The sequence below is a fragment of the Myxococcales bacterium genome, from assembly GCA_023898405.1.
GTDB lineage: Bacteria > Myxococcota > UBA727 > UBA727 > JABDBI01.
Window position 1 is genome coordinate 1,815,870 of the sequence record CP060221.1, and the last position, 18,813, is coordinate 1,834,682.

Annotated in this window: 21 protein-coding genes; 11 read left to right on the top strand and 10 right to left on the bottom strand. The window is 37.1% G+C overall.

The features are described from left to right. Window positions 1-2 precede the first annotated feature (2 nt). On the top strand, window positions 3-431 hold the full coding sequence (locus H6731_08215; GenBank protein USN50243.1) for a hypothetical protein: 429 nt from the start codon (window positions 3-5) through the stop codon (window positions 429-431). 16 nt (window positions 432-447) lie between these two features. On the opposite strand, the gene H6731_08220 is transcribed toward H6731_08215, so the two are convergent. The 6 genes from H6731_08220 to H6731_08245 form a co-directional block, all read right to left on the bottom strand. Beyond that, on the bottom strand, window positions 448-996 hold the full coding sequence (locus tag H6731_08220) for a DJ-1/PfpI family protein (GenBank protein ID USN50244.1): 549 nt from the start codon (window positions 994-996) through the stop codon (window positions 448-450). Between the two features lie 13 nt (window positions 997-1,009). After that, window positions 1,010-1,576 carry a hypothetical protein gene (locus H6731_08225; protein ID USN50245.1) on the bottom strand — a complete coding sequence of 189 codons (567 nt, stop codon included), beginning with the start codon at window positions 1,574-1,576 and terminating at the stop codon, window positions 1,010-1,012. Between the two features lie 451 nt (window positions 1,577-2,027). After that, window positions 2,028-2,171, bottom strand: coding sequence for a hypothetical protein (locus tag H6731_08230; protein USN50246.1), 144 nt, complete (start codon window positions 2,169-2,171; stop codon window positions 2,028-2,030). Between the two features lie 64 nt (window positions 2,172-2,235). Beyond that, window positions 2,236-3,045, bottom strand: coding sequence for a hypothetical protein (locus H6731_08235; protein ID USN50247.1), 810 nt, complete (start codon window positions 3,043-3,045; stop codon window positions 2,236-2,238). Between the two features lie 350 nt (window positions 3,046-3,395). Further along, on the bottom strand, window positions 3,396-4,049 hold the full coding sequence (locus H6731_08240) for an IS1595 family transposase (GenBank protein ID USN50248.1): 654 nt from the start codon (window positions 4,047-4,049) through the stop codon (window positions 3,396-3,398). 54 nt (window positions 4,050-4,103) lie between these two features. Next, a complete protein-coding gene (locus H6731_08245; GenBank protein ID USN50249.1) occupies window positions 4,104-5,621 on the bottom strand; it encodes a hypothetical protein in 1,518 nt (505 codons plus the stop codon). Between the two features lie 390 nt (window positions 5,622-6,011). Between H6731_08245 and H6731_08250 the strand changes: the two genes are divergently transcribed. The 3 genes from H6731_08250 (at window position 6,012) to H6731_08260 (ending at window position 7,584) form a co-directional block, all read left to right on the top strand. After that, complete coding sequence (locus H6731_08250) at window positions 6,012-6,305, top strand: IS1 family transposase (GenBank protein USN50250.1); 294 nt, start codon at window positions 6,012-6,014, stop codon at window positions 6,303-6,305. A gap of 10 nt (window positions 6,306-6,315) precedes the next feature. After that, the gene (locus H6731_08255; GenBank protein ID USN50251.1) at window positions 6,316-6,690 is read left to right on the top strand and encodes a hypothetical protein; all 375 of its coding nucleotides are present in this window, start codon (window positions 6,316-6,318) and stop codon (window positions 6,688-6,690) included. Window positions 6,691-7,032: 342 nt separating this feature from the next. Then, window positions 7,033-7,584, top strand: coding sequence for a hypothetical protein (locus H6731_08260; protein ID USN50252.1), 552 nt, complete (start codon window positions 7,033-7,035; stop codon window positions 7,582-7,584). Window positions 7,585-8,001: 417 nt separating this feature from the next. Here H6731_08260 and H6731_08265 read toward each other — a convergent pair whose 3' ends face one another. From H6731_08265 to H6731_08275, 3 genes are all read right to left on the bottom strand, one after another. Continuing rightward, entirely contained in the window at window positions 8,002-9,408 is a 1,407-nt protein-coding gene (locus tag H6731_08265) for an IS110 family transposase (protein USN50253.1), read from the bottom strand. Between the two features lie 369 nt (window positions 9,409-9,777). Then, on the bottom strand, window positions 9,778-10,437 hold the full coding sequence (locus tag H6731_08270) for a hypothetical protein (GenBank protein ID USN50254.1): 660 nt from the start codon (window positions 10,435-10,437) through the stop codon (window positions 9,778-9,780). A 632-nt stretch (window positions 10,438-11,069) separates the two neighbouring features. After that, window positions 11,070-11,687, bottom strand: a complete 618-nt coding sequence (locus H6731_08275; GenBank protein USN50255.1) for a recombinase family protein — start codon at window positions 11,685-11,687, stop codon at window positions 11,070-11,072. 230 nt (window positions 11,688-11,917) lie between these two features. Here H6731_08275 and H6731_08280 point away from each other — a divergent pair, with 230 nt between their 5' ends. From H6731_08280 to H6731_08290, 3 genes are all read left to right on the top strand, one after another. After that, window positions 11,918-12,073 carry a type II toxin-antitoxin system HicA family toxin gene (locus H6731_08280; protein USN51966.1) on the top strand — a complete coding sequence of 52 codons (156 nt, stop codon included), beginning with the start codon at window positions 11,918-11,920 and terminating at the stop codon, window positions 12,071-12,073. Window position 12,074: 1 nt separating this feature from the next. Next, window positions 12,075-12,503 (top strand): type II toxin-antitoxin system HicB family antitoxin, encoded by a 429-nt coding sequence (locus H6731_08285; GenBank protein USN50256.1) that lies wholly within the window; start codon window positions 12,075-12,077, stop codon window positions 12,501-12,503. 207 nt (window positions 12,504-12,710) lie between these two features. Beyond that, on the top strand, window positions 12,711-13,142 hold the full coding sequence (locus tag H6731_08290; protein ID USN50257.1) for a hypothetical protein: 432 nt from the start codon (window positions 12,711-12,713) through the stop codon (window positions 13,140-13,142). A 122-nt stretch (window positions 13,143-13,264) separates the two neighbouring features. On the opposite strand, the gene H6731_08295 is transcribed toward H6731_08290, so the two are convergent. Beyond that, window positions 13,265-14,080, bottom strand: coding sequence for an IS5 family transposase (locus tag H6731_08295; GenBank protein USN50258.1), 816 nt, complete (start codon window positions 14,078-14,080; stop codon window positions 13,265-13,267). Between the two features lie 167 nt (window positions 14,081-14,247). Between H6731_08295 and H6731_08300 the strand changes: the two genes are divergently transcribed. The 4 genes from H6731_08300 (at window position 14,248) to H6731_08315 (ending at window position 18,674) form a co-directional block, all read left to right on the top strand. Beyond that, window positions 14,248-14,574, top strand: coding sequence for an ATP-dependent Clp protease adaptor ClpS (locus H6731_08300; GenBank protein USN50259.1), 327 nt, complete (start codon window positions 14,248-14,250; stop codon window positions 14,572-14,574). Window positions 14,575-14,673: 99 nt separating this feature from the next. Then, a complete protein-coding gene (clpA, locus tag H6731_08305) occupies window positions 14,674-16,923 on the top strand; it encodes an ATP-dependent Clp protease ATP-binding subunit ClpA (GenBank protein USN50260.1) in 2,250 nt (749 codons plus the stop codon). 431 nt (window positions 16,924-17,354) lie between these two features. Beyond that, window positions 17,355-17,927: a hypothetical protein gene (locus tag H6731_08310; protein ID USN50261.1), complete on the top strand. Its 573-nt coding sequence runs from the start codon at window positions 17,355-17,357 to the stop codon at window positions 17,925-17,927. A 270-nt stretch (window positions 17,928-18,197) separates the two neighbouring features. Then, window positions 18,198-18,674 carry a hypothetical protein gene (locus tag H6731_08315; protein USN50262.1) on the top strand — a complete coding sequence of 159 codons (477 nt, stop codon included), beginning with the start codon at window positions 18,198-18,200 and terminating at the stop codon, window positions 18,672-18,674. Window positions 18,675-18,813: the final 139 nt, after the last annotated feature.

An 18,813-nucleotide genomic window follows, 5' to 3' on the forward strand; every position in this document is an offset into this window, starting at 1 on the left:
TGATGAAAAAAATTTTTATCAATATATTTTCGATGATTTTAGCCTGGCTTTTGGCAAGCTTTGTAAATGGTTCTGTCGTATTGATAGGTACTATGCTTATTCCTCTGCCTGAAGGAGTTGATATTTCGAACTTAGAGGCTCTAAAACAAAGCATAACTCTATTTTCTGCAAAACATTTTATTTTTCCCTTGTTGGCGCATTTTATTGCCGTAACGATAGGTGCATATGTTGCGGCACGATTGCTTGGTAGTAGAACCACGATTTATGCAATGGGTATTGGGCTGATATTTTTTATTGGAGGCATCATAAATAGCCTGATGCTTCCGATACCCTTATGGTTTATCGTATCTGATTTGTGTTGTGCTTATTTTCCTGCCGCATATTTAGGGCTGCGGTTAGCAAAAAAATGCGACGAAAATAGCAAGATTTAATCGCCGCATACTAAATTTATCTTACGAGCATATTTTTTTTAACTTGCAAAACTTGCTCAGGGCTGGATAAGTGTTGAGCAATTGCAAAAGCAAATTCCATTGCGCTTGCTGGTCCTTGCCCTGTGATGATATTGGCATCTACAACTACTGGTTTGTCAACGTAGTGCGGAAGCATATCCCTAAGAGCAGGGTAGCACGTAGCTTTTTTGTTTTCTAACCAACCTCGTTTTGCAAATACAATGGCAGGAGAGGCACAGATAGCGGCAATAATTTTTTTCTTGTTAAAAAAATTATTGAGCTCTTCAAGCAGTGGAGTATATTGCGCGAAATTTTCAGCTCCATTGGTTCCACCAGGTAAAACGATTGCATCATAATCATCGATTTCTTCGTCGATAAAAACAGAATCAGCTATAAGTTTAGTGCCGAGTGCACAAGTGATCTGTCTGTCCATAATGCTGCATACTCTGACCCCAAAATCAGCCCTGCGGAGTATGTCGATAATGCTGATAGTTTCCAGTTCTTCACACCCGTCAGCAACAGCAACAAGAATATTATTTTGTTTCATGTTTTATGCGCTCCTAAAAATAGTAGTTGATACCACCACCAAAGTGTGGATGAGAACTATCAAAAACAAGTCCATTTTGTGATTCTATTTTCATATTTGTCATCCAGGGGAGCTCTAAGTGAATGGAGAAATTTTTGTTGAAAAAATATTCAGCCCCAATACCCGCACCCAGGCCAAGACCAAGTGAAAAAGAGTTACTGCCGATATTCAGGTTTCCAACATTCGCATTCTTTTTTTCATGATAGAGAATAGCTGCCCCATAGGCGAGAGCATAAATTCTGATCGATGAGTGGGGCAAGATAGATTTGGGAAAAACATGGTGGGCAAAAGTATAGCTTGGTCCTATGGCGAGACCTATTCTTCCAGTATAGGAACCTAGCCAACCACCAAGATTGCTTACTATACCAAAATCTGAATTAAAGTGATGTCGGTAGGTAAAACCCCATGTATCAAATACTGCACCACCAACACCAATGCTGTGGCCAGTACCATTATTTTTGAGGTTTTCAGGATCGGTTGCTGTTTGCACGAAGGCAGTGCTCGCAAAGCCTAAAAATATCAATGCGTGTAAAAATTTCATACTCTCATCCCTGCTCAATAGTTTTTAGAGCAATAGCATAACTACAGTGATAGTGCATCAAAAATGATAGAAACTAAATTAGTTTGCTCAAGTAGAAATGACGACCTTTGCTTAAAAAATAAGTTGTTGTCACTGGATGCTCAAAACCAAAAAACTTTGTATGTTAAAATTAAACTAAAAGTAATTCATTTTTTTTATGAAAAAGTGGTTTAGAAAATATTTTATCTGTCTTATTTTTTGTTAAATATAAAGCATTATATGGAGTAAATAAATTTTTTTCTTTCTAAACACTGCTAATATTTCTTAGATGCCAAAATCACTACTTCTTTAAACAGAACAATCTTTAGTCACCTTTCAGCTCGTGCATTTGTCTTAAATTAATTTTATTGTTGATGGCCTTTTGAAGTTCAGGATAGCCTCCACGATAGGTATCATCGATATAAATGAAGGGCTAACGAATACCGTTTATGTTGGGACGATATTTTTGAGCCAGCACTGGATCATTATGGATATTCACAAATTGAAAATTTATGTTGTGCTCTCTGGGCAGATTTTCTGAAGCAACACAAAATCCACAGCCAGGATTATCATACAAGATTACCTCTAGACTGCTGTGGGAGTTGTCTGAAGTTGTTTGCCGAGTAGGAAGTGAGTTTGAGTTATCTTTTGCCTTGCTCCGGCGGGTTTAACTTAAAAGGCCTGAGTTTTGTAGTTATTTTATTTTGATCAGTTATGGTGATGTTGCCTTGAGGATTATAATTGCAGACCCAAATTTCAGCTCTGCCGCCTTTGCTAAAACCAGCATCACCAGCATTACACACTGCAACACCGCAACCCACTTCAGTAGTGCTATCCCACAAAGCTTGAGTAAAATGTCTGCACTGTTTTCCTGGCTGACACGTATTGCTATCCAAATTATAATCAATGCACTCGCTATTCCAACCATAAACTTGCTTTTCTGGATTGGAGGCGAAATAACCTATGCTTATAGTTTTGCTGGTCTGATTCCATGCAAGATTTTCTCCCCACTCTTTGCCTTCTCTTTGATTTAAAGCAGAACGATGGTGCATCGCACAAGCGTAGTTAGTTTTTAAATAATCAGCCCATCGTTGCGCATGTTGGGCAAGCTCATTGCTCCAAACTAAAGGCTGTTGGCCAAAGCGGGATCGGTCTTTGTTATGGGCCAGCAAAAAACGATTTTGCAATTCGCCCAACTGAAATGAGGGTGCATTGGCGGGCGTATCATCAACCAAAGATTGGCACATTTGTTGGTAGCTCAAGTGAACAGTGGGATTGCTTGATTGGGTGGTCTGATTAGGAACGAGAAAAGGAGTTTTTAATTGTTCACTTGGTTTTTGTTCATGAGTTGTTGTGCGGTCTTTTTCGCTATTTAAAACTGGACTATGAGAAGGCTGGGCTTTAGGTTTAATAGCATCATCTAGGATGTTTTTCCTTGTTGTTGTGCTCACGTCCGAAGGTTCTTTTTGAGCCGGCCTATTTAACTGAAGCCGACTCGTTTCAGAATTTGATTGGCCCGAGCTACAACTAAATATTGTTAAGATGTATGCCAATGCGAAAAAAAAATTTAATTTAAAGTTACTCATAGCTGAGTGATTTAATATTATACATTTTGTAGATCAAGATTAAAATATATCTAGATCTTTGGATGTTGTATAATACTCTAATAAGCTTATTTTTTTTGCTGGTTATTGCCACAATGCCAAGATCCATTTTGCTATTCCCTAAAATAAGTTTCTAGATATTATTAAAAAAATTTTAATTTTTGATTTAATAATAAAGGGGCTGTAGTAGCTAAGCGTTAATGTTTAGTGTGTTTATACCAGTATTTTAGCTGTTTTAGAAGCTGTTGGTGATTGCCTCCGTTGAAGCGCCATTCACATTCCTTAAGAAACCAATAAAAATTATCCTGTTTTATCCCATTAAACTTACGCAGATTGCGTTTGGCTTGGTTCCAGAAGTTCTCAATCCCATTGATATGGTTTTGCTTATCAGCAAACAGCTTGGAATGATTAATGCGCATATGGTGAAATGCAGATACATCTAAGGCATTATATGATTTAAAGGTATCTGTATAAACTATGCTGTCCGGAAGAACTTTCTCTTCTACAATAGGCAGAAGAGTTTCTGTTTTTGCATTAGGAATGATGGCTGTGTAAACCTTGCCACCTCGCTTAAGAAGGCCAAAAACAGCTACTTTACCTCCAGCTCCACGTCCTCTCTTGCCTTTTCGAACTCCGCCAAAATAACTTTCATCTACTTCAATTTCTCCGCTTAAGTCATAGCTTGGAAGTTTGCTGGCTATTAATTTTCTTAACCTTAAGAAGAAATTACTGGCTGTATTAGATTGAATAATAACCAGTTCTGATGCTGCTCTGGCGGTTACACCAGCAACAAATAATTTTATCAGTTCGCTCTGCTGGCGCACTGTTAAACGGCTGCGTCTCTTATACATTGAAGTAGCTTACCCTTAATTGGGCTTAGCTACTACAGCCCCTTAATCTAAATACTAGTTATTTAGCTTATTCAAAAACTCTAAAATGCTTGCCTTTGTCCAAGGACCGTAATGATCTTTTCCATGTAGTCTCCAAAAGCCAAAGGTTTGTTCTTTATTATGATAATCTTTAAAAACCCATGTTTCATGAGAACCATTAATATTTTTTATTTCCCCTTTCAGTCTTTTAAATATATTATTAATTTTATTATATTTAATATGTTTAACACTTTTTATTTTATCAATAGAATTTAATAATACACTTCTAAAATCAGATTTAGGATCTAAAATATTTCTAGAAAGTTGTGGATTTTTAGTACTTGTTTTTAAAGATATTATCTCTTCTTTTACAACACTGTCATTTTTTATTACTTCTTGAACTGACAAAAAAGAAATATTTGACTCTATTTTTTCTTCTTTAACAATGTTTTCTTCTTTCATATCAGAAGATAAATCAATTAATTCTTTTGATTCAGGAGAAAATTCTTTTGTCAAACTCTCATCTTTTTTATTTTTAAGAAAATTTATTAACTCTTTATTTAAATTAACTTTTCTTAGTTTCTTAGTGGTATTGCTAATATTAAAAACCGTACTTAGTTCATCATTATCTTTTTTATCTATCGCACAAATTTTAATAAGTGTATCTATATTATTTTCTTCTAATTTACCTTTTTCTAAAACAGGCCATAGGTATTTAAAATTATTCAAAATTTTTTTTGTCCTATTATTTAACTCAGAAGGATCTTCTATCATTCTCCATGATTGATAAATAATATCAATATAAAAATTATCAATTTGATCAATGTAAGGCAAAACCCTATCTTTTAAAGACTTGATTTTAGCTTTTTCAGCTATAAATTGTTTCGTAATTTTAGTTTTAAAAGTTGAAATTTGTATATATTTTTTAAGCTCTGTATCTTTACAAGAGGATGTATATTTATTAAAAAATTGCAAAGAGCTCATTTTTAATGCTTCTTCATAGTGAGGTATAATTTTATCATCGCGGAAAAAATTTAACTTATAACCTGATGTATAAAATCCACCTGAACCCATACATAAATAAAATTGTTCGTCTTCTTTATGAGATAATTTTGCTTGTTTAACCCTAGCATCTAAATGATCAATATATCTACTTAAAGTAAAAGTAAAAAAATCATTTGAAGTAATGAAACCTTCATCAAAGCGTTGTAGGTTATCTAAAAATGGGTAATACTCTGTTTTTAAAATTTTTTCGTATCCATCATTAGAAGAATCTTCATTTGATTCGTAATAATGTCCATCAAGTTTGGCAAAAGATATAATTTTATCAGCTATTGACCTTATTTGCTGATTTTTAATCTGTTCAACTCGTTGTGAAGATTCCTCAATAAAAACATTAAACATCTCTTCTAAATTATCCCTTGTGCAAGATGAAGTTATATTGCTAAAACTTAGATTGCTTTTATTAGGTAAATGAAAAAATTCTGAAGCATTACATTGAGTTACGATTAATAAACATTTTAAAATATTTAAAAAAAATTTACTATAAGGCATATATTATCCTAAAATTAAAATAGTTTTGAAATAAATAATTAAAAATTTAAACTAATACAAACACAACAATAGTCAATACAGCATACAGGGCCACCTCATGAAAAAAGTTCAATTGCGCAAATTTGTTAAATAGTTATTTTTCTTTCTTTATATATAGGAAAGAAAATGTCAGTAAATTTAGAAGAAAGTTTTTTAGATTTTTTTAAGGACTTAAAAGATCCTCGTTCTAATAGAAACCGCTCTACACAATATCTTAAATATTATTAACTACTTTGTCAGCTTGCATATGTGGAGCAGAAGGGGTAGTGCTGCAAATTTGTTGAACTATTTTTCTTCTCTCCTTTCTTTAATAAATTGAGTTTGTTCTTAAACAAGATTTGAAAGAAGGCCATGACTGTTTACCTGCCACTGGAATGCCCGAGCTGTAAAGACACAAAATCCGTTGTTAAATTTGGCAAGAGCTCTAACAGCAAGCAACGCTACTGCTGTCAAAATGATAAATGCGATAGGAAAACTTTCATTGTCCGCTATGACAATAAGGGATGGCTTGCAGAAATTAGAGAAAAGATCCTTGATATGGCTATGAATGGGGCAGGAATTAGAGATACATCGCGAGTGCTCTGCGTCTCCCAGAAAACTGTGATGTCCACATTAAAAAAAAGGCTGTGCGCTCACCCAAATTAACACGGCTGTCTTGTTTCGAAATGACTTGGCTTTTGATTCTGTAGACATCATCAAAGTTGACGAGGTAGAAGCGGACGAAATGTGGAGTTTTGTGCAGAATAAGAGCAATCAAAGATGGCTGTGGCATGCCATTTCCCATGAAACTGGTGAAGTCTTGGCTTATGTAATTGATAGGCATCATGACGACGGATTGCTGAAATTAAAACAACTCCTGAAACCATTTGGAATCGAACATTACTTCACTGACGGCTGGGGCGGGTACGAAAGACACATCTCATCGACATCTTTCTATTGGGAAAGAAAACACCCAAAAGATCGAACGAAAACATTTAACTCTGCGAACAAGGATAAAGCGACTGGGGCGCAAAACTATTTGTTTTTCTAAGTCTGAAACCATGCATGACATTGTGCTTGGCTTGTTTATAAATAGATATGAATTTGGGATCGCAATTTAGAATTCAACAAATTTGCCGCACTACCGAAGATACGATTATTTTAAAAAGTATAACATTACCTCCAGTAAGCAAATTTAAAAGTCTTTTGGCAAAAGCTGAAAAAGCAGCTAAAAGTGCTGGTTTAAAAAAAAGATGATGTTGAAAAGGCCATCTCACAAACAAGAAAAAGTAAAAAGTCTAAAAAATGAAAGTTATGCTTCCTAACCCTTGCATGAGAATAAAAGGCTATTGGCAACTGTTTTTTTGGCATACTTTAACAAAGTGAGGTCACAATGAAGACATGTAAAAACTTTATGGTTCTTGTTTTTTTATTATTTATAAGTTTATCTAGTCAAGCTAAAATAATTGGAATGCTAATGGATTGCGAAGAAAATCCAGTTAATATTTACGCCAAAAAAGCAGGCATTGATATTCTGATAAAAGTTGAAAAAAGTAAGAAGTTCATAGAATGTGTATTTCAAGCTGGTTCTGTTTTTGGTGACGATAAATTATTTAATGAAATCAAAGACAGCAATGATAAGCGGATAACATTATCATTATATGAATTTCAAAAAGATGGCAATCAATATAACGGGCAAGCAGAAAATCAAGCATTTTTTGATGGTGAAAATTATGTTCACGAATTATCATTTAAAGATGAAATTTATAATAGTCTAACTGATCAAGATGGACGTGATGAACTGTTTAAAAACGATAATGTTATCTTATTACTTTTACAAAGTTTAGATAAACGTGATTATGATTCAAATGTTGAACAAGTTCTGATAAAAATTAATGAGTTAAAAGAAGATTATAAATTAGTTTATGAAGCAAAATTCAAATAACCGGTTGGCTTCTTCTAAATAAGTTCACATTGATGATTTCCGATTTATGTCATTCTTATTCAAACTTCTATAAAACTTACACACTACTTCTAAATAAGTTCACATTGATGATTTCCGATTTATGTCATTCTTATTCAAACTTCTATAAAACTTACACACTACTTCTAAATAAGTTCACATTGATGATTTCCGATTTATGTCATTCTTATTCAAACTTCTATAAAACTTACACACTACTTTAAAATTGAACACTCTTCTAAAACGGGATGATTATTCGTCTTCTGACAAACAATCTCACCAATGATATTATCGGTAGTTATGCTGACCAAGCTTATAATCGGGCATTTAGCACCAATGCTACGCCGGCCTTTAAAGTTGAGAGAAATTTGTTTTGTTATTGTAAAATTACTTCAATTATTAGCAGGCCATCAGTTTATATCCAAGTTCTTGGGCTCGCCTCTCCAAGGATAGCAATTGTTTCGCTTTATACGCCTGTTCGTAGGCGAGTTGGCCAGCTTCGTTAAAACTCTTGCGCTCCCTCAGCATCGTATACAGGATCTTGGCAAGCTTGTGGGCAGTTGCTGTAATTGCTTTTGGAGCACCAAGTCTTGCCCGCATTCGACGGAAATAGGCGCCAAGGGCCGTTTTAGAGCGGTAGAGAGAATTGGCTGCCAGGCGCAGGGCTTGTGATGCTCGATTGGCAGTTGGCTTGCTCCTACTGCTCAAAACCTTTCCACCGGAGATTTTATTGCCAGGGCAAAGGCCAAGCCAGGAAGCAAAGTGTTTCGAGCTTGGCCATTTTGACATATCGGTACCGGTTTCAGCCAGGATTTTTATAATGCTATTGGCTTCCAAACCAGGAATATCTGTGAGATTGACGTGAAGAATCTTTTCCAAAGTGATATCCGCTTCAAAGTGATAGGGGCTGGGATTGGATTTTGTTTTCCTCCGCGCTGTTCGCCGGTTTGTTGGAGATTCCTCCATCGAACTTGGAATCTCAGCTAGGGCTTCTTTTGCTCGTTCAGAAACTTGCCATTTCTTCAGCATTTGCTCTACAGCATCTTCACATTCTAAAGCCTGCTGGTGGAAAAAATCATAAGCCTCAAGTGCGTGTTTCAAGGCTAGTAGATGCTCTTGCCGATAGTTGCCATCGAGAGCTTTGGCTATTTCCTTTTCTTCTTTTTTGCATCGGCAATCTCGATATTTGGCCAAGGCTACTGGATTTCGCTCGCCAGAGACTATCGCCCGAATGATGCTCATCCCTGTAACACCGGTAATGTCTGTTACCACGTGGTTGAGTTGAAGATTCATTTGCACCAGAGCTTTATGCATCAATTGTACTTGCTGCGATGCCAACTCAAATAAACGGCTTCTCTGTCTTACATACCCACGGAATATCACCCCTTCGTCATCAGGGCGAAACGAACCTCGCAGTAACCCATAGGCGTGTAACTGTTGAATCCATTGGCAATCCTTCACGTCTGTTTTTCTACCTGGCACCGTTTTGAGGTAGTATGCATTTACTAGCATGACGTCTATGCCAGCTTGGGCCAAAATATCATAAACCGGGATCCAGTACACACCTGTGGACTCCATCGCTACGCTCTGGATACCATTTTGTTGGATCCACCTCAGCATATTTTTGAGATCTTCTGTGAAAGTCAGATATTCGCGTATCTCTTGGTGACCGTCGGCAAAACCAATACAAATAAATACAGACCTAGAGCCAATGTCTATGCCAGCAACACATGGATTCATGGGTGTTAGCCTAAAAGCAGATGAGGGTTGAGATTTTGGATATTTCTTGTTACTTCTCTTTGTCATGAAAAAACCTCTTGCATGATCGGTTGTTGTTAAGTCGTTCATACAAGGGGTTATTACTTTTATGCAGGCCCATCCGGGCTATGCTAGGTCAACACTTATTTTTAGACATTGCCAAGGATGCAGGCCTGGTGGGGAGCTTATAAGTAGTATAAACCGCTTTTTTTGAAAACACCCATCTAACGAAACCCAGGAATTTGGAGCCAAAACAGCATTACTAATCTTAAGAGTTTTCATAATTTCTTTTATGAGTTCTTGGGCCTGCTCAAAAACCAGGTGCAAAGCCAAAAAATATCTTGATTGGCGGCATTTGAATAAGGCTATCGCTCGCTAAGCCTATCCTATACTGCACTACGGCTCTTAATTTATTTTTTAGCCATCGCTTTGCTGCGAATGTTCAGAAGTTAAGACCTTGAGTAATTCTGGAGCCTGGTATGAAGGAGGCTTATCATCACCAAATATTTTTTGAGCACTTTCCTGACTCATAAACTCTTTTAAAAATGTTAAATCTTCTAATGTCACGGGAGTAATAGGAATACTAAAATTTGTTGTATGAGTTTTATTAGTTGTTTTTTCTTCGATACCTTTATGTACAAACCATAAAGAAGATGATGAGTCATCGAACCTTAATTCCCATATTTTTAAGAAGAAGCTTTCCGGGAAGCTTGTATCTTTTTTTCTTAGCAAATATTTGTGCAAAAAAACAATGTTATTTTTAAGTATTAATCCTGTTTTACTTGATGACTGATTTAGCGAGTGACCGTTGATGTTTAGTGTGTTTTTAATGTAGTTATTTATATTTAATTTTTTTTTACAGTAAAAAAAACTATTTTTTTCGAGTTTGATATGGTTTTTCTTTGCTTGCAATAGCAGTGATTCGTCTAACAGTATTTCATTGAATTTTTTTATAGCAATTCCTACTTCTTTTTGTGGTATTTCTTTGGTGTATTTTAGTGGTTGATTATTGTGGTTAAAACAAAAGCTTGTCAGGTGGATAGTTATTAAAAAGAAAAAAGTAAGTATTTTTTTCATGCTTAATTCCTGTTTAAAAAATAATTAATCTAAAAATATAAAGCAGTTAAAAGGTGTTTGTATTATGTGCTTTTTTATGCTCAATAATATTTTTATGTCGCTGCCCTAAAAAAATACGTTGCACAAAAATTCCTGGCAAGTGCTTATAAGTAGTATAAACCGCTTTTTTTGAAAATACCCATCTAACGAAACCAGTAATTTGAAGCAAAAACAGCATTACTAATCTTAAGAGTTTTCATAATTTCTTTTATGAGTTCTTGGGCCTGCTCAAAAACCAGGTGCAAAGCCAAAAAATATCTTGATTGGCGGCGATAACTTGATACAGAAGAGTATTTTCAGGCCGATGCCTTTCATACGTTTTAGAGTTATTGATCGATCGCGGACATGTGCTCATTTAAGAGCTTTCCCATACGATTACCTGGACGGTCTAGCAAAAACAACCGCTATCGGTCATTTGACCGAGGATTAACTGGTCATAACTCATCCAACCATGGCAAATAATTATTTAAAAAACGATCGTTTAAATTAAAAATAAATTTCACCGAAAATCATTGATATTACAATAATTTTCGTTGTATTTTTAAGCAGTTAATGAGGTTTTCAGCGAATTTGAGGAAAAGCGTAACATGACCCTAATTCTGTTGCTCAATTAGTTTTATTCCATCACTTCTAAGTTCGCCCTGGGGAGAAACATGCCTATAAAGCGTCTGACGGCTGATAGATAGCTCTTTACAAAGTTCGCCAACCTTTGTTTCAACCTTACCCATAGCTGCCTGAGCTAGACGAAGCTTTGCGGATGTCATCCTAAACGGGGCTCCACCCTTTCGCCCCCGGACTCGGGCTGACTCAAGACCCGCTTTGGTACGTTCAGAGATTAGCTCTCGTTCAAATTCTGCCAACGCGGCAAAAATACCAAAGACCAATTTTCCTGAAGAAGTCGTCGTATCAACAGCTGATCCATGGCCTGATAACACTTTAAAACCTATACCTTGCTCGGTTAGCTCGTGCACCGTATTAACCAGATGCTTTAAGGAACGACCCAGTCTATCAAGTCGCCAAACAACCAATACGTCGCCTTTACGCAAAGCCTTTAATGCGCCATTGAGCCCCAATCGTTCATCAAGCTTGCCTGATGCTTCATCGCTATAAATATTTTTTTCTTCGACACCAGCATTAATCAACGCATCGCGCTGAAGATCTAGTTTTTGCGAACCATCTGCTTTCGAAACCCTCATATAACCTATCAACATATCTGTCACCTAAACCATCGTTTATAGAACAACCAAGAAATGACCAAAATTCAAGCAAATTACCGCTCCATATACCGTAATATAATCTATGCTCTATGAAGGGTGCAATATAAGTTATCGAACTATTACACTTTTTTATGATTATTGACACCAAATAGATCACCAAGTATAGTTGGTGTTGAGTTGTTATAAAACATTCAGGGTTTGCCATGCCTTTAAGCGGCAAAGAAATGCAGAAGAAATATGAGAAGGCTGGCTGGGAAAAACTTCGCCAAAGAGGTTCTCATGTGTTCATGAAAAAGGGCGAGGAGCGAGAAACTATTCCCATGCACAAAGAGCTAAGCAAGGGCTTAGAAAAATACCTTCTCAAGAGGTTAGGTGAGTAATATGCGATACCATTTTAAAGTTCACAAAGAAAATAAAGGATACTGGGCGGAATGTGTTGAGCTCAAGGGTTGTATTACCCAAGCTGATACAAAAAAAGAACTTCAACAAAACGCGGAAGAAGCCTTAAACCTTTATCTTGACGAGCCTGAATCGTCAAAAGAGATATTTCCAGAACCCAAAAAATTCGTCCGAGGAAAAGAGGTTTTTGATGTTCCAGTCAATCCAAAAATTGCTTTTGCTATGGCTTTGCGACAAGAACGTATCAAAAATCATATGACTCAAGGCCAGGTGGCAAAGAAGTTGGGGCTGAAAAATCCGTATAGTTATCAGCGCTTGGAAAACAGCAAGACAGCAAACCCCTCTCTTATGACCATCGCCTCAATAAAGTCAATATTCCCAAATCTAAACTTTGATTTGCTCATAGCCTGAAAACAATTGTCTTAGTTAACTCTAAGAAGTGGTGAACACAATTGTTAAACAAGGAAATTTTTGAGTCTAATGTGACACTTTTTGGGCCACCTTCAACTGCCTCGTTGGGGTATACTCCAAACGAACAGATCTTTTTTTTAAGGTTAAAATTTTTGAAGAGGTTTGATGGTTCTGATGGTAAATTTTAAGTAACCAGAGGGGGATTTCGTGAAAAATCTTTTAAGTTTTGTAGTTTTGGTTTTTGTTTCTTCAATCTCTTTAGCTTTACACACATATGGTGAAGCTGACGATGTTCTTCCCATCCCAGTTCCCGGTAGTCAGGATCCTTGGGCTCCACCAATTTATTCTGGTCAACTCCATTTCAGCGAGTTATCCAGAGAAATGTCTTTCGAGGCTTATGATGGCCTTGAGTTTTGGCTAATTGAGGACAATGGTTATATTAGGCCACTGGAAGAATCTGAGTCGGTCGATCATCAGAGATTGATCAATGCCAAAGATAAAAATGTTCGTATTCAAGGGGAATTTTTTTCTCCGCCGGCCAGCAACTCTCGCTTGGATAATTGTCCAATTAATGATGATGGAGAGTGTCTACGAAGAACAAGCCGTTTAAAGGTGACACAACTTGAAATTTTGAATTAGCGGTAACCAAGCAATAAAAAAAGGTCACTTATCCAGTGACCGTTTTTCTAATTTGTCATGCAATTTGAAAGTCCATAATGAAAATTATGACAATTCTTAGAGGCTGTAAAAAAAATCAAATCTCAGGTGGTAAGCCAATTTTCCAATCGTCTGATACATAATCTTGCATTAGCGATGTAGTTCATTGATTCCTGATGCTTTGTATTCTTCTCATAGTTACGCACCAGACGCCTATTTCGATTCAGCCAAGCAAAAGTTCGTTCTACGGCCCAACGAAATATTTGTGGTACAAACCCCTTTTGCCCTTTTAAACGTTCCGCAGTTTCTGTGCTTACGCCTACTCTCAAGTCTGAAGACAAATTCTTATATGCGTTATCTCCAAGAATCTTCGCTAATCTGGGAAACTTCTCGCGCTTATTGAGCTCAGTAACCAATTCCTCGCCGGCAACCCTATCAGATACATTTGCTGCGGTACAAATGCATAGGAGCATCAATCCCATCGTATCAACAACGATGTGGCGCTTTCTTCCATTAATCTTCTTTCCCCCATCCAAACCACGCTCATCTACTCCTGGTTCCGCTGTCTGTGATTGGGAGTCGATGGAAACAAGTGAGGGGCTTGCATCTCTGCCAGCACAGGTTCTGACTATTGCCACGAGAATGCAGTTTAAGACCGCCCACAAACCAGAAACAGACCAGGTGCGAAAATAGTGATAGACAATACCGTGAGGAGGAAAGTCATTGGGTAAACAACGCCACACACAGCCGTTCTTTAAAACATAGAATATGGCATCAACTATGCTCCGAAAGCTATAGACACGACGTCTGCCTCGTTTGGCGTTAGCAGGAAAAAGTGGCTCAATCACCTCCCAGGCACAATCTGACAAACAGGTCTCATACAAGCACGACATGATATTTCCTTTCAAAAAGGTTTTCACGTCATACTTTCGTCACAGCGACATTTATTGAACCAGAATTGCCAAATTGATTTTTTTTACAGCCTCTTAACGTTAATGTTCAGGCCTCGAAATGTGTGGTGGTAAATTCTTTGTTCGTGCTTTAGCATGATGTTCGCATCGTAAAAGCTTTAGGGAAATAATCGATTATGAATGATAAAAAAACAAGAAAAGAACCAGAATATTCTGGCGATACCTTAGTGGCTGAAAAGAGAGAGGTCAAAGAACCAAAAAAATATTGCATAGTGTTTCATAATGATGATTTTACTACCCAAGAATTTGTTATTCATGTGCTCGTTAATTTTTTTCATAAAAATTCACAAGACGCTCACCGATTGATGTTGAAAGTTCATCTAGAAGGTAAAGCAAAAGTCGGCATTTATACAAAAGATATAGCAGAATCAAAAGTTTACGTGGTTACATCCTACTGTCGGCAAAATGGTATGCCATTGCTTCTTACTATTGAGCAGGAATAAGTCTTTTTTAAAATATAGATTTTTTAAGTAGTTAGAAGGTGATGATCTCGGCTAGCCCGCATAGAAGTTAGTCGCTAGGATAACAAAGGGGAGAGTGGGATGCTAAGCCATGAAGTAGAAAAAATAGTTGAAAAAGCTCTGAAAGAAGCAAAAATGCGTCATCATGAGTTTGCTACAGTAGAGCATCTTTGTTTTGTATTGTTTGAAAGCCCCAAGATAAAAGTTCTGTTGCAGCAAATTGGCGTGAGTAAAAAAGATTTAAGGGCTGGTTTTTTGGAATTTTTGGAACATCAGATAGATATTCTTCCTGAAAATTCTGAAGTAGAAACACTGCCAAGCTTGGGATTGCAAAGAGTTTTGCAACGAGCCGCTGTCAATATTGCTGGAGCTGGAAAGAGTGAAGTAAGTGTTGAACACTTATTAATAGCTGCTTTTGATGAAGATGAAAGCTATGCTGTTTTTTTGATGCAGCAAGCAGGAATTTCTCGTCTCGATTTGGTGTCGGTTATTTCTCATGGTGCCGTAGATATAGAGCCAGGGGAAGACCTTGATGAAATCGATGAAGAAAATTCAGATGACGATATCCAAGGGCAAAAGAAAACCAAGCTTTCACTTTATACCTTATGCCTGACCGAAGAAGCACGCAGAGGTAAGCTTGATCAGCTTATCGGCAGAGAAAAAGAACTCGAGCGGGTAATTCAGGTGCTTTCTCGCAGGAAAAAAAATAATCCCCTTTTGGTGGGCGACCCTGGTGTTGGAAAAACTGCGCTTGCTGAAGGTTTAGCAAGTAAAATCGTTGAGGCTAAGGTTCCTGAATATTTGAAGGGAGCTGAAGTATATTTACTCGACATGGGCGCTTTGTTGGCAGGAGCACGTTATCGAGGGGACTTTGAGAATCGCATGAAGGCGGTGCTTAAGGCGCTGGAAAAGAAGCCAAATGCCATAATGGTTATCGATGAAATTCATACGGTAATAGGTGCAGGTTCCACTACTGGAAGTAGCATGGATGCATCAAATCTTTTGAAACCAATTCTTTCTAAAGGGCACCTGCGCTGCATTGGTTCGACTACCTATAGGGAATACCGAAGTTATTTTGAAAAAGATCGAGCATTGGCACGGCGTTTTCAAAAGATCGATATTGATGAACCAACACATCAGGAATGTGAACAAATTCTACACGGCATCAAAAAACGCTATGAGGAGTTTCACCAGGTCAAAATTACTGACGAAGCTTTGGGAGCTGCAGTTGCCCTTTCGGCTCGTTTTTTGCATGAACGCAAGCTTCCCGATAAGGCGATTGACTTGATCGATGAAGCATGTGCACGTTTACGCTTAGCTAACAGTCAAAACCAATCGAAAAAAAAGCTGATAAATATTGATCTAAAAGCTATCGAGGATGCTGTAGCGAGTATTGCTCAGATTCCTTCTCGTACGGTCAATCAGGATGATAAAGATCTCCTAAAGCGCTTGGAGGCAAGTTTAAAATCCAATGTTTATGGGCAGGATGAGGCGATCGAAAAAATTAGTGATGCTATTTTAATGTCACGAGCGGGCTTGCGTGAAAGGGATAAACCCATAGGCAGTTTTCTTTTTTCCGGCCCATCTGGCGTAGGGAAAACTGAAGTTGCAAAGCAGCTTGCGCAATCTTTGGGGGTGAGTTTAATCCGCTTTGACATGAGTGAATATATGGAACGCCATACTGCTTCACGTTTGGTGGGAGCACCTCCTGGCTATGTAGGATATGAGCAAGGCGGTTTATTGACTGATGCTATTAATAAAACTCCTTATGCAGTTTTGTTGTTGGATGAAATCGAAAAAGCTCATCCTGATGTTTTTAATATGCTCTTGCAAGTAATGGATTATGGAAAATTAACCGATAACAATGGGCGTTCATCCGATTTTCGGCACGTGATTTTGATTATGACGAGCAATGTAGGAGCTCGTCAAAGAGAACAGCATTCCATTGGTTTTTTTGAAGAAGATGCCAAAAAACAAGATGATAAAGCGATCAAGCTTCTGTTCTCTCCTGAGTTTCGAAATCGTCTCGATGCAACTATTCCTTTTGCCAAGCTTTCTGTTGCAACCGTAAAAAGAATCGTTGGCAAATTTATCAGCGAGCTTGAGCAGCAACTAAAAGAGAAAAATGTGACCATCACTTTAAGTGAAAATGCAACTGATTATTTGGCTCAAAAGGGATACGACCCAGCAATGGGAGCAAGACCACTTGCTCGCATTATTCAAGAACAAATTAAAAAACCCCTTGCCAAAGAGCTTTTATTCGGAAATCTGTCTGAGGGGGGAAAAGTTCATGTCGAGGTGATAGATGGTACGCTCACATTAACTTTTTAAAAGATATAAATTTAGAAACTATTTTTAAAATCAAAATAATGGTGGTCAAAACGTGAATGATACGAGATCGTGGACAAAAATGATTTCTTTGGTTAGCGAAAAATTATTTTCAAAGCGGCTCTTAGAGATTGTTTTGTAAACAGTTGCCGGCTACGTCTTTAGGATATTTCTGCTGTAAAAAAATATCTTGGAATTCTCAAAAATTTGCGAGCAATATTATCGATATTCCATGCGCAAGGATGGTCTAGATTCTATTAAGGCAAATGCCTTCATGACAGGGAAACAGCAGAACAATTACAGTAAAAAATATGATTACCATCGATACTTAAAATAAAAAAATTAATTAAATAATTTTTCTAAATATTGATTTTTTAAATTCTTAAAGATAACAGCCCATCCATACTGTAAAAAAAATCACGAAGGATTCTACAATGATGATTACTAAAACAACATGCTCATATTTGTTTTCCTTGACTTTTTTACTGAGCCTTATGTCGTGGGCTACTCCATATGACAAAATAGATACTCATCCAACTGAAGTTTTAATAGACAATGAAGAAACTAATGAGTGCACAATCTGTTATCTCGATCATGAGAACGGCACACTACACTGCGGTGATAATAGCTTTAGTTATTCAGAAGTAATTATTGGCGGTGCTGCAGGCGGCTCTGTGGGTAGTGTTGTTGGGGGGACTTTAGGAGGTGGAGCAGGGGCTTTAGTCGGTTTAGCTGGAGGATTTATTGGCGGGGCTCTCACGGGACTATGTCAAGCTTTTTCTACTGATTTTAGTTGGCCTCTCGTTTTTGAGGTTGGTGGAGGAATTGCTGGAGGAATTACGGTTTTGGGATTAGCTGGCGGGGCAATTATTTGCGGTGCTATGGGAATGAGCGTGGGCCCAGCTGTTTACCAAGATTTGAAAAAGAAATGCTGTTTAGCTAATAACAGGGCTGAGGGGGATGAAGATATCAGCGCTGAAGAAGAATTTAGCTTACCTCAGACCTAATATAAAAAACTGTTTTAAAACTATTTCCAAATTTTTTGGATGTTTTTTTGAGCAACTCCGTAGTCGCGGCTAGGACCTAGTGAGAAAAAAATATTCACAATAATATTTTTGAAAGCCGCACCGTGAGATTTTAAGCTTCTTAATTTCGATAATTTTCCTGCGAGCAACAGATTAGTGCAAACCTCAAGATACTTAAAAAAATAAAACATTAAAAATAAACAAAGTGAAGTTTGGGTTATGGGCATGGATGCTTTTTACCATAGGATTTCCATGCCAAAAATATTTTACTTATGTGCCTTTATAACGTCCTCTTGTTCTTATCTTTTTTCTTTGCATGCGGAACAGCGGCAGGATATTTCAATTGAACTAAGCCTGATAGAAAACGAGGCGCGAAACTTGGTTTTGGCATATACTGATATATTGCATAAACAATATAAAAATTCACCGTTAGTGACAAAAATGCAAGCTCAAGAAATTTATGCAAAGTGCTCTGGGGGCATTGCTGAATTTATCAACCAGTGTTTTATGGATAGCCATGTTTTACGGGAGAATAAAAGTGCTCTTAGCACCCAAGAACAAAGCGCGCTTAATGACGCTTTAGAACAAATAAGTAAGCCTGAAACATTGGGAGGGCACATAGAAGAGCGCATGTGTTTAGTCAATTGTATAAATCAAATAGAAACAATTATTGGCGATAATAACCAGAGTTTTTTTTTGATTATGAAGATTATTTACCAGCTTAATTGATTATTTTTTGTGATTGTTGACAGAGGTTATTTTTTGTTTGCTAATTATGTATTTGCTTCCAATGAAGATCAGAGAGTTTATACTTTAACTTCTGAGAGCCAGCCGTGGGAAAGTTTTAACGTTCCTACTAGCTACATTT